General features: G+C 37.8%; 19 protein-coding genes and 1 riboswitch. Of the genes, 17 read left to right on the forward strand and 2 right to left on the reverse strand.

Features of this window, described 5'->3' with window-relative positions; genetic code table 11:
* The first annotated feature begins 70 nt into the window (after positions 1-70).
* From BM163_RS08695 to BM163_RS08720, 6 genes are all read left to right on the forward strand, one after another.
* Positions 71-838 (forward strand): hypothetical protein, encoded by a 768-nt coding sequence (locus tag BM163_RS08695; RefSeq protein ID WP_089802222.1) that lies wholly within the window; start codon positions 71-73, stop codon positions 836-838.
* Positions 835-2,070: a glycosyltransferase family 2 protein gene (locus BM163_RS08700; protein ID WP_307725328.1), complete on the forward strand. Its 1,236-nt coding sequence runs from the start codon at positions 835-837 to the stop codon at positions 2,068-2,070. Before BM163_RS08695 ends, BM163_RS08700 begins: the two co-directional genes overlap by 4 nt.
* Before the next feature lie 89 nt (positions 2,071-2,159).
* Positions 2,160-3,080, forward strand: a complete 921-nt coding sequence (locus tag BM163_RS08705) for a hypothetical protein (protein ID WP_143088206.1) — start codon at positions 2,160-2,162, stop codon at positions 3,078-3,080.
* Between the two features lie 255 nt (positions 3,081-3,335).
* Positions 3,336-3,704, forward strand: a complete 369-nt coding sequence (locus tag BM163_RS08710; protein ID WP_170243699.1) for an SHOCT domain-containing protein — start codon at positions 3,336-3,338, stop codon at positions 3,702-3,704.
* Positions 3,705-3,992: 288 nt separating this feature from the next.
* Positions 3,993-4,484 (forward strand): sigma-70 family RNA polymerase sigma factor, encoded by a 492-nt coding sequence (locus BM163_RS08715; RefSeq protein WP_229675539.1) that lies wholly within the window; start codon positions 3,993-3,995, stop codon positions 4,482-4,484.
* A gap of 62 nt (positions 4,485-4,546) precedes the next feature.
* A complete protein-coding gene (locus BM163_RS08720; protein WP_089802229.1) occupies positions 4,547-4,750 on the forward strand; it encodes a hypothetical protein in 204 nt (67 codons plus the stop codon).
* Between the two features lie 41 nt (positions 4,751-4,791).
* Here the strand turns inward: BM163_RS08720 and BM163_RS08725 are convergent, their stop codons facing one another.
* Positions 4,792-5,289 (reverse strand): hypothetical protein, encoded by a 498-nt coding sequence (locus BM163_RS08725; RefSeq protein ID WP_089802232.1) that lies wholly within the window; start codon positions 5,287-5,289, stop codon positions 4,792-4,794.
* A gap of 213 nt (positions 5,290-5,502) precedes the next feature.
* Positions 5,503-5,579, forward strand: a riboswitch (Fluoride riboswitch).
* A 163-nt stretch (positions 5,580-5,742) separates the two neighbouring features.
* On the opposite strand from BM163_RS08725, the gene BM163_RS08730 reads away from it, so the two are divergent.
* From BM163_RS08730 to BM163_RS08755, 6 genes are all read left to right on the forward strand, one after another.
* Positions 5,743-6,924: a cation:proton antiporter gene (locus tag BM163_RS08730; protein WP_089802234.1), complete on the forward strand. Its 1,182-nt coding sequence runs from the start codon at positions 5,743-5,745 to the stop codon at positions 6,922-6,924.
* Between the two features lie 57 nt (positions 6,925-6,981).
* A complete protein-coding gene (locus BM163_RS08735; protein ID WP_089802236.1) occupies positions 6,982-7,542 on the forward strand; it encodes a GNAT family N-acetyltransferase in 561 nt (186 codons plus the stop codon).
* A 141-nt stretch (positions 7,543-7,683) separates the two neighbouring features.
* Positions 7,684-8,076, forward strand: a complete 393-nt coding sequence (locus tag BM163_RS08740) for a DUF6608 family protein (protein ID WP_089802238.1) — start codon at positions 7,684-7,686, stop codon at positions 8,074-8,076.
* A gap of 116 nt (positions 8,077-8,192) precedes the next feature.
* Positions 8,193-9,284: a hypothetical protein gene (locus tag BM163_RS08745; RefSeq protein ID WP_089802240.1), complete on the forward strand. Its 1,092-nt coding sequence runs from the start codon at positions 8,193-8,195 to the stop codon at positions 9,282-9,284.
* A 116-nt stretch (positions 9,285-9,400) separates the two neighbouring features.
* Entirely contained in the window at positions 9,401-10,261 is an 861-nt protein-coding gene (locus BM163_RS08750) for an RluA family pseudouridine synthase (RefSeq protein WP_229675540.1), read from the forward strand.
* Positions 10,262-10,301: 40 nt separating this feature from the next.
* Positions 10,302-10,532 carry an excisionase family DNA-binding protein gene (locus tag BM163_RS08755; RefSeq protein ID WP_089802241.1) on the forward strand — a complete coding sequence of 77 codons (231 nt, stop codon included), beginning with the start codon at positions 10,302-10,304 and terminating at the stop codon, positions 10,530-10,532.
* An 18-nt stretch (positions 10,533-10,550) separates the two neighbouring features.
* Here the strand turns inward: BM163_RS08755 and BM163_RS08760 are convergent, their stop codons facing one another.
* Positions 10,551-10,934, reverse strand: a complete 384-nt coding sequence (locus BM163_RS08760; RefSeq protein WP_089802243.1) for a hypothetical protein — start codon at positions 10,932-10,934, stop codon at positions 10,551-10,553.
* 393 nt (positions 10,935-11,327) lie between these two features.
* On the opposite strand from BM163_RS08760, the gene BM163_RS08765 reads away from it, so the two are divergent.
* The 5 genes from BM163_RS08765 to BM163_RS08785 all read left to right on the forward strand — a co-directional run bounded on the left by BM163_RS08765 (position 11,328) and on the right by BM163_RS08785 (position 15,401).
* Positions 11,328-12,365: a M42 family metallopeptidase gene (locus BM163_RS08765; protein WP_089802245.1), complete on the forward strand. Its 1,038-nt coding sequence runs from the start codon at positions 11,328-11,330 to the stop codon at positions 12,363-12,365.
* 174 nt (positions 12,366-12,539) lie between these two features.
* A complete protein-coding gene (locus BM163_RS08770) occupies positions 12,540-12,980 on the forward strand; it encodes a diacylglycerol/lipid kinase family protein (protein ID WP_170243700.1) in 441 nt (146 codons plus the stop codon).
* A 3-nt stretch (positions 12,981-12,983) separates the two neighbouring features.
* Positions 12,984-13,433 (forward strand): diacylglycerol/lipid kinase family protein, encoded by a 450-nt coding sequence (locus tag BM163_RS08775; RefSeq protein ID WP_089802249.1) that lies wholly within the window; start codon positions 12,984-12,986, stop codon positions 13,431-13,433.
* Between the two features lie 28 nt (positions 13,434-13,461).
* The gene (locus BM163_RS08780) at positions 13,462-14,046 is read left to right on the forward strand and encodes a hypothetical protein (protein WP_089802251.1); all 585 of its coding nucleotides are present in this window, start codon (positions 13,462-13,464) and stop codon (positions 14,044-14,046) included.
* 50 nt (positions 14,047-14,096) lie between these two features.
* Entirely contained in the window at positions 14,097-15,401 is a 1,305-nt protein-coding gene (locus BM163_RS08785; protein ID WP_089802253.1) for a GTPase family protein, read from the forward strand.
* Positions 15,402-15,809: the final 408 nt, after the last annotated feature.

The raw sequence follows: 15,809 nt of genomic DNA on the forward strand, positions 1-15,809 counted from the left end.
GGAGTTTCGCTATTATGGGGAAAGGGAAGAGCAATGTGTAAAGTTAAAAGACTTGAAAGGGTGAGATATCATGATAAAAAACTTCCAAAAATCTATTTCCCTATTGTTTATCATATTCGTTATTGTCGCAGTTGGTTTGTTTCACTACAGTACGGATACGTTTTTATCCCTCAACATGTGGTTAATAATAATTATTTCTATTATTAGTATTTTTTTAACATGGCGACAGCTCTTTTTAGTCGTTCTTACAACCATATTAATTGTCGGATTTAGTATTTTCTTTATTACGGATCAAACACTTGGTAATCAATTTGACTTGATTGGTGAACATGTTTTACTATCTGCGAGTCTCCTTCTTATTTGGGTTATGGCAACCGTTTTAAAGCGAATGGAGATAGTGCTTCAACACCAAAGAGAAACGATAAATAAACTTGAAAAGTATCAAGGATCTACGGAAATTCTCAGTAATGATGAATTCAAGTCACGTGTTAAACTTATAACAAAAGCAACAGATCGACGTGGAGCAAAAAATATGGTAATAGAATTTTCTGTTTCCACGGTGAAAACAACGGAAAAAGCACTGCATGCATACATTGCTGAAACGATTCTTAAAACCATTCGACAAGAATATGATTTAGTGACGAAAACGGATCAGCAACACTATATTGTTTTCTTACAAGATACTAATGAAATCGGTGTAGAGAAGGTGACTGAGCGATTTTTTCAAACGATACGTCATCACTTAAATGAGATTAAATTACCTGTCACGTATAAGTACTATGAGGCGACGAATTATGATTTTGATTTGCTAGCGCCTAGAGAAGGTGATCCATCATGATGGTTTACGTCTTAGTCATCATTATGGCGTTCTTTTGGTGTATGTTAGTGTACTACTCTGTTTTGACAATTGCGGGTGTTTATAGACGGCAAAAAAAGCTTGATGATACACCACTTGAAAGTTATCCATCTGTCGCTGTTTTAGTTCCTTGCTACAACGAGGGGCTCGTCTTAAATGATACATTAGATGCTTTAAGTCAATTGAAATATCCAGGTGAATTGAATGTGTATATATTAGATGATCAGTCGTCAGATAATACAAAGGAAATAGCAGAGGCGTTTCAATGGCGGTTTAGTCATATTCATTATTTGTTAGTCCCTGAAATGGAGATCAAGGGAAAATCATCTGTGTTGAACTATGGCTTGCAGTCAACGAAATCAGATTACTTTTGTGTATTTGACGGTGATAATCAACCAGAACCTGAAAGTGTTTTAAGACTTGTTCACGCTGCAGAAAAAACTAAAAAAGCTGCTGGAGCAGTAGGGTATGTTAAAACGATTAATGCTGAAAAAAATATACTCACGCGTATGATTGCGTTAGAATTCCAAGTATTTCAACTGCTCATGCAAAGTGGGCGCTATCAGCTATTTAAGGCAGGAGCGCTTGCAGGAACAAATATGCTTTTACGCAGAGAGGTGATTGAAGAAGCAGGTGGATATGACCCAAAGGCACTGGCAGAAGATGCGGAGTTAACGGTGAGAGTGTCAAGTTTGGGATACCTTTTACCAGTTGTTCACCATGCAAGAACATGGGAGCAAGAACCTGAACAACTAAAAACGCTGATCAAGCAACGGACACGATGGCTAACAGGTAACTTGTACTTGCTTGAAAAATCACTGTATACGTTTAAATTTTGGAAAGGGCGTACCTTTGTCCACTCACTGCAACACATATTAACGTATCTTGTCTTTATCTTTTTTCTAGCCTTTAGTAACATTTGGTTTATTCTAGGGTTGATTGGTTACCCGTTGCCTTCTGTTAATACACCACTGCTTGTCCTTTGGTTTTTAAGTTATGTTGTATACAGTGCGCAAATAGCGAGTGCCATGGTTTTAGAAGACACTTTAACGCCTAAGAACGTTGGGGTTGGTGTGCTTATGTATTTCACATATGCGCAGTTATTTTTGATTATGTTATTTAAGAGTATGATTCAATATATATCAGGTAGGCTCTTTAAAAAACAAACAAAATGGGATAAAACGAAACGTTATAAGAAGGACAGATTACAATGAGCCGGATGATCAGTATTAAGAAAAAGCAATATAGACCAAGGGTTGCGCTAGCGATAGTTACTTTAATTATTCTAGGGGGTATCATCTTTTTGTATCAACATGCTCAAAAACCGAACCCAATCGACGTTGTTCAGATTTACTACGAGACAGAAAGAGGGACGTTAAGAGCTTATCCTGATGGTGGAGAAGAGTTATCGGAATCAATGGGGCAATATTTATATTATCTTCAGTCTATAGGTGAGGAAGCTTTATTTAGTCAAGCATATCAAGTCGTGATAGAACATTTCTTAGAAGGTGATTTCATAAAGTGGCGTACTGAAAGTACGTCAGTAGATGCTTTAGTGGATACGCTAAGAATCGTTGAAGCACTTCAATTAGCAGCTAATCGATTTGATAACGACACATATGAAGATGCGGCACGGGTTTATTTGTCGGCTATTGAAACATTTCATAATCATCAAGGTATATATGTTGATTTTTATGATTGGGAATATGATATAAAAGCCTCAACGGTTCATTTAAGTTATCAAAACATACCTATAGTTCAACAATTAAACTATGACAAAGAGGCGTATCATTCATTATTTATCTCAGCAGAAGGCCAGCCTTTTTTTAGTGAGATTTATGACGTTACAACAGGTATGTTCGAAAAGAAAGAAGAAGTACATCTTGTGGATCAACTACTTGTTGCACAGGCTTATTTAGCTTTATTCCAACGTAAACCAGACGCATTTCATCAATGGCTTATTGATGAATATATGACGCAAGGCGAATTAAAGGGTAGGTATAATAGGGAAACATTACAACCAACAGTGGAATTTAGCTCACTTGCAGTAAATGGTTTATTATTAGAGTACCTTTTGTTGACAGGAGAAGATGATTTAAGCAGGAATGTTTATAAAGATATCGATAGTCACTTGAAGAAGCTTGAGCGTAAAGGCTATGAGAACGTGCATATTTTTGACTACTTGATTGCTGTTCAAGCTAAAGAAATTTTTTTAAGTAACTAGATCATCTTATGCAGTTATTGGATAGTTGCTGCTGAGGATTATTTTAAATAAACTGTTTCCGATTTGTCTGTTTTGTTGTATAATATAAGAAGTTGCCAATAAGTGTAACTGGGAGAGTTTTGCTGATTGAACGAGCCATGAGGGTTCGATTTAATCAGCCTTTTTTTTGATAACGCTTAACCGCATTGTTGATGATGATATAATATGCTATCCTTTAAGTGAAGAGGAAATATATAGAATAAATGAGGTGACATGATGAAACAAAGGTATAACGTGAGACCTGGGAAAGGTCAGTCAATGTTTGGTTTTGTCGTTGGGATTGTTTTCGTGTTTATAGGATTAGGTTTTTTGCAGACTATGGGAGGTTTCGGAGTGATATGGCTGCTTGTTGCGATTGGAATCACAGTCATGCATGGGATAAATGCCTTTACTGAGAAAGGGGTACCGACACACCGAGTGGATGTCACGACGACGTCTCATCAGATTGATACTGAACAAACTAGCGATACAAGTAATAGTTTTGATGAAAAATTACGTAAGTTACATAAGTTGAAACAAGAAGGTATTTTAACAGATGAAGAGTATGAGGTGAAGAAGCAACAGATACTAAATGAAGAGTGGTAGGTAGTAGTCGATACCACTCGTACCTTAGTGATTAACAAGCTATTTTGAGCACGGGATAAGCAACAAAACTCATGGACCAATATATTAATGTTTGTGAGTTTTTTCTTTTAACATTCTACCAAAACCTATCATTTAGTTAGCATTCACACAGCAAAGAACAGAAAACACTGCTAAACTAAAAGGTTTGGTGCCATCGAGGGAGTTTTGGCAAGGTGCCAAAACTGTATTGAGTGATTTATTCTGTAGTTACCGCGGAATACAGTGAGGCCCTCGTTAAGGAAACGATTGATGGATGAGTTTAACCGATTACTCAATGACTATGAACCGATGATCTATCACCTACTAAAAAAATATCATGTAAGAGACCCAGAAGGTGAGTTTTATCAAGAATTGGCCATTTGTCTATGGCAAGCAACATTAGACTATGACAATGAGAAGATGAAATTTTCTACGTATGTCTACAATAAAATGCAGTTTCGTTTAATTGATTTGTTTCGGAAGGATGAAAGAAAAAGAAACCGAGAAGAGAAATATAAGCAACATGTTGAAACAACGGAACAATATAAAACCGAAGATCAGCTGCCAGACAAAGCACTTATTATTCAAATAAAACAGCTGTTAACGGAGAATGAATGGGCATGGTTTACGGGATATGTATTAAAGGGAAAGACACTCGTTGAGATTGGGAAAGAGTTAGGTGTCAGTGCAAATGCGGTCAGACATTATAAGCGCAGTGCGGCACAAAAACTTAAAACAAAGATTAAAAAGTCAGAAAAGTGACTATGTGGTCTTGTCAGCACAACCAACGACTGTCAAAATGTAAGTGTGGGAGTGTATATGTGATGAAAAAACAAAATGTGAAAATAGCCCAACTGGCTATGATTAGTTTCTATCTGCTGGGACTTGTTGCCTTTTTAATTATTGGTGACCTCTCTACAACGATGAATAAAGTTTTTTTCGGTTTATTCCTTGTTTTGGTTTTACGCGAATTATTTAGATATTACGTCCTTTATCTTAGACCAAAACAAAACAATGGAGATCAATAAGGAGATTGATGTAGGTTTAAGCTATAAACAAAGACAGCCGGTCACTTTAAGTGGCCGGCTTTTCTTAGGTCAATCACGTGCTGATTTATTTGTAATTGATTATTTGTAATCCACTGTACAACCAAATGATCAAAATGAGGTTCGACATGTAGGTGTTGCTTAAACCACAACGGTCCTTTACGCTCTGCAACTAAAACAGTTGGATTTGTTTTTTTGTAGACATTAACTGTGTATGCTTCATTAGGTGACGTTGTTGTTAATAGCTTTTCTTGTTTTGTGAGTAATACTTGTGCTGTTGGAAGAGTCAAGATTATAGCAAGTAATACGGGTACAGTAAGAGAGAACCATCGATAAAATCGAGACGAGGCATCTGGTATATGAAGAGCGCAGTAAATATTGAATAGTAAAATAGGCCAAGCAAACAAAACGGAAGGGAGTATCCGCCAATATGAAAAAAATGAAGCAAAATAAAATTCTAGAATCCAAAATAAAATGAGTCCACTTAACAACCATGAAACGATACGTGTACTTTTATTCATCAATATCCCCCACATTTCCTCCACCAATCTGTCACTATTGTACATAATATTCAAAATCTTTACAAGGTGACTTTTGGTATAAATTAGTAGTTACCTATGAGTATAATGCCCTTTAACTATATAGGACGTCTGATGCTTTACGAAAGTTTCAAAAGTGGCGATTGTATACTTAAAATGAGTCGTTGTCTAGTGAGATGGGTTGTGCTAAACTAAAGAATAATAGGCGGTGAAGCTCGCCTCTGAGTCACATCAGAAACTGTCTGCTTAAGGCCAATAGCTTCTACAAATAACAGGAAAATCCTGTTCTTTGTAGTGGCTATTTTTATCTTTATAGATCAATTAAGCTTATGAACTGTTTTAAGATTATAAAATATATTGATAAGAAAGTGTCTGTCGTTGACATAATGCTTAAAGTCATACAAAGCTCAGGTGAATAATGAGGAGGAAGACAACATGTTAGAAAGTGTGGCACTATTATTAATTGCTGGATTTACTTTAGGGATGGTGATGAAAGGTCTGAAATTACCCCCACTACTTGGAATGTTGTTTGTCGGAATGTTATTTGGTCCATATGTACTTGACTGGCTTCATGTCGATTTATTACATATATCAAGTGATATTCGTTCGTTTAGTTTATTTGTAATCCTTATTCGGGCAGGACTAGGCATTAAACGCCATGAAATAAAGGCGGTAGGAAGTTTAGCTGTTAAGATGAGTAGTTTACCAGGGTTATTTGAAGGTTTTAGCATTTTACTTGTCAGTTATTATTTCTTTGATTTTTCTTTCGCTGAAGCAGGGATGTTAGGCTTTATCATTGCTGCTGTTTCACCAGCGGTTGTCGTTCCGAGCATGCTTGAATTAAAAAGTGATGGTTACGGAGAAGACAAGCAAATTCCTACATTACTTTTAGCTGGGACATCCATCGATGATGTGTTTGCCATCACTATTTTTAGTTTCTTTCTTACACTTGGTACTACAGGTGACGTATCACTTACTGCATCACTTCTGACTATTCCTTTAAGTATCGTATTTGGCGTCATTTTCGGTTTAGCTATAGGCTATGTGTTTATTAAATTGTTTGATTTTAAACACTTATTCCAATCTAATGTGGAACGTTTGTTGTTACTTTTAACAGGCATTATCGGTTTTTATGCAGTGGGCGAACATGTTGGAATTGCGAGTTTGTTAGGAATTATGGCGATTGGCTTTCTAATTACCGACCAGCGTGCGAAGATGGGTGCAGTGTTAGCCAATCAGTTATTATATATCTGGTTTTTTGCTCAGATACTCTTATTTAGTCTGGTAGGGGCGGAAGTCAACATTACTGTTGCGCTAAATGCTGGTATAATGGGAATTGTGATAATCTTTATCGGCTTAGTGTTCCGTTCACTCGGTGTGTTACTTGCAACACTCGGTAGTAATTTAAACAGGAAAGAGCGCATTTTTTGTGTCTTAAGTTACTTCCCGAAAGCAACGGTTCAAGCGGCGATTGGTGCGCTGCCACTGGCAAGTGGCGTAAGTAAAGGTCCGGAGATTTTAGCAGTGGCTGTATTATCTATTTTACTCACCGCACCTATGGGGGCGATATTAATTAAATGGAGTGCACCAAAATTATTAACTAAAAAAGAAAGTTAACGTTACAGAAGACTCAGGTAAAAGATGAACGCTAATCATTATAGGGAGGGTATTCATGTGTATAACTATGTTATTGAGGAAGGGATAGAGCTTAGGCCACTTCAAGTGTTTCATACAGAACCGCTCTATCATTTAATTAAAGCATCGAAACAACATTTACGTGAGTTTTTGATTTTCGTAGATTTGACAACTAAAGAAGAACATACGCGCCAGTTCGTTGAGGAAACAGTCCTTTCAAATGCAAAAATGAAAACGTTCGTGTCTGTCATTTATGTTGACAATCAAGTGGCTGGATTGGTTGGTTTTAATGACATTGACTATCAAAACAAGCGAGCAGAAATTGGCTATTGGTTAGGTGAACCTTATATTGGTCAAGGGATTATGACAAAATCAGCAGAAAAGATGATTGCCTATGGATTTGATGCGTTGCAGCTGAACCGAATGGATTTAAAGGCAGCATCAACAAATGCCAAAAGTCGAGCGGTCGCCGAACGTTTAGGGTTTAAAGAAGAAGGCATAATTAGACAGGCTGAGTGGATGCATGATCATTATCTTGATCATGTTCACTATGGGTTACTCAAACATGAATACAACAAAAGAACGCAAGTAAATAAGTGATACGATAGATGTCAATGTCAATGGACGCCTCATTATAGGGTGTTCAGTGATCATCAAGCGATAGCTCAAAAACAGTCAAATCGTCATTATCATTCAAGACGTATGTTACGTAGTTGATCATGTAATTATAGGAGGCTAAAAATGAGGGCTCATCTCACTGGTAAGCAGACAGTTATTTTAATTTGTGTCGTTTTTACATTGTTAACAGTAATCAGTTCTATTACCGGCTTGCTACAGGGTCAAACAGCAGACGCTCATGTTCATATTATCATGCGCTTTGTTGTTACTGTTGTTGGTGTTTCTAGTATTTTAATATTTAGATTGTTTCCCAAATGGCCTTTAGCAGCAATTTATGGACTACATTATACAGCAACTATGGGCACGATTATTTTGTTACTATGGCTCAGTCGTTTATTCATTGATTTACATCCAAATGCTTATAAAGATATTTTTTTCAATTTTACACCCGTCTATATACTAATAGCGATAGCCTTTATGGTTATTGGACGAAACAAAAAAAGATCATCGACATGAACCCTTTAATAAAAACCTTGACGTATATTAGGTTAAAACTTTAACATGACGCGCTATATTTCTCAGGTGGACAGGTATAACCGGTCATGCGCCAATCAAGAAAAAGGAGTGAAGGTATGGTACAAGAAAAAGTCACTATTATCAATCCCTTTAAGATTAATATAGACCCGATGGAACGATTATTACTGGTGAATTTTGAGGGTGACCCAGATACAATATATATTGGTTTTGAACCTCAGGTATTTAATGATGCCATTCATGGTAAAGGACATTTGGTCATTGGTTGGAGACGAGATGGCAAAGTGGATGTCTATCACCAGCCTGGCCTTAAGCTAGAACGACAGACATTTGATATTGTAGGTAAAGGATTAGCAACTATGGTTGAATGTGACTTTTTTGAAGCTCACTATGAAGTAAATGATGTTGGTGTACACGCATCTTACAATTTTAAAGACGTGGACAATAGACAGATAGTTATTAAAGTGAATGAAAATAACCCTAAAAGACGAAAGCCCTTTGGGTTACTTGCTCCTATGGGTGCTGCTGCAGAAAACCCTTCAGCCATGCCTTTAGTGCTTTTACATCACTTTTATTTTGTTCGAAAGAAGGGCACAGAAATTGACATAAGGATTGAAGATAAGGTGCATAAACCTGATGAGCTTCCGCTGCCTATGGACGGCTCGAAAATGCTATACACACGATATAGTCCTGAACCGCTCATCGTCACTTTTAATCCAAATGTAAATGCTGAGATCATTCCATTGGAAGTTAATCTTTATCAAGAAAAACTCAGTCATGCAGGGTATGATTATGAGTTTGAATGGATTAAAGAGCAACCTATAATAAAGCGCATAATCTGTAAAAATGACACTTATCCAGTGACGTTGTTTTTTAAAGAAGGTTTTTTTGATATTAGATCATTAAAAAAAGATATAACCATGAAAGGATCCTTTGAAATAGCAGGTAATCCTACTGTGGGTAGTGTAAAGGGACATTATACTGTTAAAAAAGATCATAATAAAACTAAAATCACTTTGGTTCCATCCGGAGGATGGAAACCAAGACCTACCAAACTATCGCTTCTTTTCCTTTATACTGTAGCTAAAATGTTTAAAAATTGGCCAAAGACATATGAGTGGACAGCCTATATTCAAGAAAAAGATGAGCCAGTCTATCATATGCAGTCGGTATGGAAAAGAACATCCTAAAAGAATGTTATCTAGGATAATAAAGAGCGGCTAAGAGAATACATGCCCGTTATTTGGATCATCTGTATGATGGCTTATAAAAAACGTGCGTATAATGAAAGTGAGTGAAGTGTCTCGTGAAAAAAAATGAACAAATGGTTAAAGCTGATACAATATTAATGGATTTTTTACTCGAGGTATTTGATTATAGCCGAAGCAAAGTAAAGGGGTTCTTACAGCGGGGGCAAGTCTATGTCGATGGTCAGTCGGTGACGCAATTTAATCATCCATTAACGGCAGGACAAGTGGTCGCGATTTCAAAAGAAAAGATTAAAACGTCTAAACTAAAGGGATTAACTATTCTCTATGAAGATGAGGAGTGTCTTGTCGTAAATAAAGTAAGTGGTCTTTTAACGATTCAAACGAATAAACAATTAAAAGAACTGACTGCTCACCGGCAATTAAGTGAGTATCTTCAAGAGAAAGATCCGCGGGCGAGAGTCTTTATCGTGCACCGGCTCGACCGAGACACCTCGGGGGTTTTAGTGTTTGCAAAAAATGAGCGGGCCAAACATATCTTACAGACACATTGGAAAGAACGGGTGAAAGAACGTCGTTATGTGGCTCTTGTAGAAGGCGTTGTCAAACAAGACAACGCCCAGCTAGAAGATTATTTAGCTGAGTCTAAAACGCACCGGATGTACACGACTAAAAATAAATCTGAAGGGATTTATGCCTCGCTCCATTATCAAGTAAAATATCGTGGTAAAAATACAAGTCTACTACACGTGCAGTTAGACACTGGTCGGAAAAATCAGATCAGGGTCCAACTAAGTGCGGCTGGTTATCCGATTGTTGGCGATAAAAAGTATGGCGCAAAAACAAATCCCATCAAACGTTTAGGCTTACATGCTGAGACGATTACTTTTCAACATCCAACAACAGAAAAGCTAGTATCGTTTAGTGCGCCTGTGCCTAAATCGTTCATGGCGACATAATGAAGAGGGCTGTATTAAAGAAAGTGAAGGGGGCGAGGAGATGTTTGTATCAATTAAGGAAGCGGCGGCTTACTTAGAAATCAATGAGACCGATTTGCGCAAATTAATTTTTGATAAGAAAATCAAAGCATTTCATGACGGAGAACAGTATTTAGTGAACACAGCACAGTTCGATACGCATTTAAAAGAAATGGACCGGATTCGCGCGGATATTCAAGCGTATCTAGCTGAACCTGTTCCTGAGAGTTTATTTGTAAGAGACGAAGACTAGCCTCATCGTTTTTTAAAACTATGTATCGATTGACACTAACCAACCTTCCGTGAATGCCGTCATTGGCGCTGTGAAAATAATCGTCCATAAGGTCGTCTCTCCTGGGGCTAATGTGAGGGTAGGTATGGTGACAACAACAGATTCAGTTGACTTTAATGATGCGGTAAAAGTAGGAACAGAAGCTTCTACTCCTGTATATTGATAGAAGCAAATAATGAGCCGGTGCCCGGCATGGTTTTTTGCTTGTCTTAGAGGAATCAGTTTACCTGTTGACGCAAATAGATCGATGTCTTCTAAGTAAGATAATTGATTGTTAAGATACGCATGATACAGCGCCTTGTAGTGATCATAATCAACCGGTGGCAGTTGTTTTTGCCATTTGTCTTGTAAGATGAGTGTCATTTTTAGGTTACCTCTTCTTCGCGTTCGTGTTTATCTACTCAGCATAACATAAAAGAGGCAGTAGAGCTGTCTGAAAAGTAAACATGGTCACGAACATAAAGGTCGATTCATGGTTTATGCGGTGGGCTTGCGACCCATTTTAATGTCCTCGTGAGATTTCTCTTTATTATTGTGTTGCCGGGAAGCTTTCTTTTTTTATCTATAACAAGCGAGAAGACTCCCGAATCAAGGAATGCAAGTGAGTAGGTGGGAGATGAATCGCTTTTAGTTAAACGCCGACTTATTTGTCAGAAGGTTATATTGATTTAAGAAGCCAATGAAAAGCATCTTACGAGTCGTAGGTGAGATGACTAAATGATAGTTAAAATAGTAACTAACGAAAGTAGGGAGTATATGACAGCACATACTGTGACATATTTAAAGAACTTAGTAAACATTCCTAGCCCATCGGGCTATACCGATGAAGTGATCACTTATGTTGAAAACTTCTTTCAAAACTTAAAACTAGTAACAATGCGCAATAAAAAAGGTGGCCTCGTCGTTACCTTACCAGGGAAATCATCAGATCAAACACGGATGTTGACAGCCCACGTTGACACACTAGGCGCGATGGTAAAAGAAGTGAAATCAAACGGCAGGTTAAAACTCGATTTAATCGGTGGTTTTCGCTTTAATTCAATAGAAGGTGAATATTGCACGATTCATACCGCAAGTGGTGAGACTTACACAGGTACCATTTTGATGCATCAAACTTCTGTCCATGTTTATAAAGATGCAGGTACTGCCGAACGTAACCAAGACAATATGGAAGTAAGGATTGATGCTGTTGTTAAAAATGACAGCGATGTGTTAGAGCGTGGCATCAGCGTAGGAGACTTTGTATCATTTGATCCAAGATTTGAAGAAACGCCATCTGGGTTTATTAAATCTCGGCACTTAGATGACAAGGCAAGTGTCGCGATGTTGATGTCAGTTGCAGAGAAGTTAGTAAATGAGGCAATTGTATTGCCGTATACTACCTATTTTCTTATCTCTAATAATGAAGAAATTGGCTATGGTGGTAACTCGAATATTCCATCGTCTGTTAGCGAATACTTGGCTGTTGATATGGGCGCAATTGGTGATGGTCAAGCGACAGACGAATTTACTGTCTCCATTTGTGCAAAAGATTCAAGCGGTCCTTACCATTATCGTTTGAGACAACACTTAATCGCATTAGCCAATGCGCATGATATTCCGTATAAAGTCGATCTGTATCCACATTATGGGTCAGACGCTTCTTCAGCTATTCGCGCAGGTCATGATATCATCCACGGATTAATTGGTGCCGGCATTGATAGTTCACATGCGTTTGAACGTACACACCGTGACTCAATTAACGCAACTGAACAATTAATCTACCGCTATTTACTTTCGAAAATAATAGACTAACGACGAATTCTTCTGTAAAAGAGACTAAGCAACCACTGTTTAGTCTTTTTTGTTATTTATTTAAGCTATGCTGTTTGTTTAGTAAACCCTAACATTTGGGTATACTGTAGTATACTACACATGTTTTATGGTGAGGGTCAACATAGAAATCTAGAGAGGTATTGGGTGAGTGTGATGCAGCGTGCAATGATTATATTAAATCCTTCTTCAGGTAATGAAGAGGCTAAAAACTATAAAGACTTCATTTGCGATGTTGTGGAATCAAAAGGTTATGATTTGACGATGCGTGAAACGGAAAAAGCACATGATGCGACGTTGTTTGCGCGTGAGGCGGCAGAGAAAGGTTATGATTACGTCATAGCTGTTGGTGGAGATGGCACTATAAATGAAGCTGTTTCAGGTCTAGCAGAACAGAAGTACCAGCCACTGTTTAGCCTCGTTCCGTTTGGCACGGTCAATGATTTTGCAAGAGCAATAGGCGTCCCACTTAAGCCAGAACAGGCTATTCAGTGGGTGAAAGAAGCCAATACTGAACAGCTTGCTGATATAGGAAAAATAAACGACCGTTATTTTGTGAATGTTGTTGCTCTTGGAGCAATTGCTGAGGCGACTTAAGAGGTGGGCGTTGATCAAAAAACACGATTGGGTCGGCTTGCTTATTATATCGAAGGAGCAAAAACGTTGGTAAAACATAACGTCTATCCACTGCGTCTGACTTTAGATGGTGAAGTGATTGAAGAAGAGGCGTTTTTAGTTGTGATAGGTATGACACAGTCGATCGCAGGATTTGAAAACATGGTGGTCGATGCCGAATTAGATGATGGCTTGATGCACATATTTATCATAAAAGAACTGGCGGGTGTTGACATGGTATCGCTGTTACCTGCGTTGTTAAGTGGTGATTTAAAAACACATAGACAAGTCACGTACGCAAAAACCAAAGGCGTACGCATCACTTCTACAGAAATATTACATGCAAATATCGATGGAGATAAAGGCGATCCTCTTCCACTTGAACTTCAAGTGCTTCCGCAACATATCAGACTGCTCGTTAACTCGGTTATATAATATATACATCAAGAAAGGAAGTGACACCATGGAAAATTGGGTAGATGATTACTTAATAGGCTGGCGTTTAGGTAATGAATTGAAAATATACCGTGATTTTGAAGTGGTTTCATTTATCGGCATTAGAAATCAGTGGGTTTATACGGTAGATCATTTACTACAAGTTGATGTCGGTCAAATGATTGAATATCAAACAGCGACAGAAACGCTGAATGCCTTAATTAAACTTATTCCTAAAGATGCATACATTTATATTACATCAACCCCGATTGAATCGGATTTGGCAAACACCCATTTTTACAAAATAAATTTGCCGCTTAGAATTGACTACGCCATCCAAGTAGGTTTAGGGGTAGCGAGGTCAACGTATGATCGAAAAGAATATTGTTTGTATCCAATCATCTCAGATAAATCAACGAGTACCGAGGATAGAAAAACGATCGAGTTATTAAGGCTTAAATTATATACGCAACTTATAAAAGGCAAAACCGCTATTGATCCATCGCTAAGAGCCATTTGGCAATCGGATAAACAACAGTTAATAAAGTTATTGTTCGCGGATATAGAAGAAGTAACGACGGTTTTAGATCAGTTATTTCTTGAACGCGCATAGAGACATCAATGATAGACGCACTATGAAATGAATGAAGAGGGGGCGACTTGATGGACAGAGCAACTATAGACGAGCGATTAGATCGGCTAGTGAATATGAGAAATAGTCTAGATCAAGTAATGGATACGTTACCGGTAAAAGTACCAGGGGCTGTAAGGGAAACGGTAAAAGAATTGCTTTTTAAAAATGAAGAACTCAATCAATTAATACAAGACATAGTGGATCGACGTCCGCCTCGTTTTATTGTTATTGGTAAAACAGGCGTTGGGAAAAGTAGTTTAATCAACGCGATGATCGGACGCTATCTTGCCAAGACATCAGCGGTAGATATTGGAACGACATCTGTCGCAAGCTATCAATACAGAGATGGTGATCAAACGTTATTTGATGTGATTGATACTCGTGGTCTAAACGAGTCAGAAGGAGCGCGTGATTCTGCAGAACAGGCACTGAAAAAAGCGATGCAACAATTTGAGCCAGACGCCATTATACTTGTGATGGATGCGACAGACCGAGCAGGAATGGATGAAGAACTAAAGCAAGTGCAGCTACTCAAACCCTTCATATCGCAATATGTTCCTATCGTGTGTGTGTTAACACATGCGGATCATATAGACCCGGCACGTATAAAAGAACCTGAACGTTATCCAGAAGTAAAAGAAGAACGAATAAAAAATAAACGGGCACAAGTTAAACAGTTGATTCGCGACCTAAAACTCTCGATTGATGACGTGATTCCTGTGTCTAGTTATATTGAGTGGAGTCATGATGCTCCAGAAACATTAACAACCATCGAACAAAAATATTTAACGATTGATTTCGATGGCCGCTACCAAATCGATGAGTTGTTAGACTACTTAGAAGCAACGATCGATTTTCAATCCGCGATACATCTCATGCTTTCAACACGGATCGAACGCGCGATTAAATTACTCACAAGAAGGATAATTAAGGTTTTTTCTGGTGTGGCATCAACAGTTGCTTTAACACCAATTCCGGTCAGTGACATGTCTGTTTTAGTGCCATTACAATTGTTGATGGTGAGTTTCATTGCGTATGTGAGTGGACGCACGGTCGATAAAAAAATGTTGAGAGATTTTTTAATAAGTATTGGTGGGGTTGGTTCTCTCGGATACAGTTTTAAATTACTTGCCCAACAAGGCAGTAAATTGTTGAATGTTGTCTTACCTGGTTCGGGTAGTGTTATCTCAAGTGCAATCGCTTATTCAGGCACATTCGCGATGGGGAAAGCGGCAGAAGCATACTTCGTAGACCAAGTCAGTAAGAAGGACTTATCTGACATTATGAAAAAAGCAGAACAACAAGCTAGAACAGCGTTTGAGAATAAAAACTGAATCTTTAAACATTAAACAAAAGCTAGTTTTTTTTCATAGGACATGCTATAGTAAGAGAGCGATGAGCTGATTTGCATAAGACGCACACGTCAAAAACGTTGAATGTGGCAACGTGTGTTGCGCCGCAAATAGGTCTGGTTAATTATATTAACCAGATAAACCCTCAATTCCTTTATGGGATTGAGGGTTTTTTAATGTTTTTTTATATAATGTTGGTTGTTGGTGAAAAGTTGTTTAAATCATTTAGATTAAATAATGTTGAAAGTGAAAATGTTTTTTTATTGAAATGATTAGAGGCACGTGGATTTTAAAGAAAAAAACAAATCTTTTTTGAAAGCGCTCTAATTACTGATATAACTGATTAATATTGATATGTGTTGCGAGTGTTTCATATCAAAAAGGCATGTA

Origin of the sequence: Halolactibacillus alkaliphilus, assembly GCF_900115465.1 — a bacterium.
GTDB lineage: Bacteria > Bacillota > Bacilli > Bacillales > Amphibacillaceae > Halolactibacillus > Halolactibacillus alkaliphilus.

Excerpts from the sequence above, each read along its gene's own strand:
- BM163_RS08725 (WP_089802232.1), bottom strand. The coding sequence starts at position 5,289 with ATGAATAAAAGTACACGTATCGTTTCATGGTTGTTAAGTGGACTCATT.
- BM163_RS08715 (WP_229675539.1), top strand. The coding sequence starts at position 3,993 with ATGGATGAGTTTAACCGATTACTCAATGACTATGAACCGATGATCTAT.
- BM163_RS08745 (WP_089802240.1), top strand. The coding sequence starts at position 8,193 with ATGGTACAAGAAAAAGTCACTATTATCAATCCCTTTAAGATTAATATA.
- BM163_RS08785 (WP_089802253.1), top strand. The coding sequence starts at position 14,097 with ATGGACAGAGCAACTATAGACGAGCGATTAGATCGGCTAGTGAATATG.
- BM163_RS08700 (WP_307725328.1), top strand. The coding sequence starts at position 835 with ATGATGGTTTACGTCTTAGTCATCATTATGGCGTTCTTTTGGTGTATG.
- BM163_RS08740 (WP_089802238.1), top strand. The coding sequence starts at position 7,684 with ATGAGGGCTCATCTCACTGGTAAGCAGACAGTTATTTTAATTTGTGTC.
- BM163_RS08755 (WP_089802241.1), top strand. The coding sequence starts at position 10,302 with ATGTTTGTATCAATTAAGGAAGCGGCGGCTTACTTAGAAATCAATGAG.
- BM163_RS08770 (WP_170243700.1), top strand. The coding sequence starts at position 12,540 with ATGCAGCGTGCAATGATTATATTAAATCCTTCTTCAGGTAATGAAGAG.
- BM163_RS08765 (WP_089802245.1), top strand. The coding sequence starts at position 11,328 with ATGACAGCACATACTGTGACATATTTAAAGAACTTAGTAAACATTCCT.
- BM163_RS08730 (WP_089802234.1), top strand. The coding sequence starts at position 5,743 with ATGTTAGAAAGTGTGGCACTATTATTAATTGCTGGATTTACTTTAGGG.
- BM163_RS08710 (WP_170243699.1), top strand. The coding sequence starts at position 3,336 with ATGAAACAAAGGTATAACGTGAGACCTGGGAAAGGTCAGTCAATGTTT.
- BM163_RS08695 (WP_089802222.1), top strand. The coding sequence starts at position 71 with ATGATAAAAAACTTCCAAAAATCTATTTCCCTATTGTTTATCATATTC.
- BM163_RS08780 (WP_089802251.1), top strand. The coding sequence starts at position 13,462 with ATGGAAAATTGGGTAGATGATTACTTAATAGGCTGGCGTTTAGGTAAT.
- BM163_RS08760 (WP_089802243.1), bottom strand. The coding sequence starts at position 10,934 with ATGACACTCATCTTACAAGACAAATGGCAAAAACAACTGCCACCGGTT.
- BM163_RS08720 (WP_089802229.1), top strand. The coding sequence starts at position 4,547 with ATGAAAAAACAAAATGTGAAAATAGCCCAACTGGCTATGATTAGTTTC.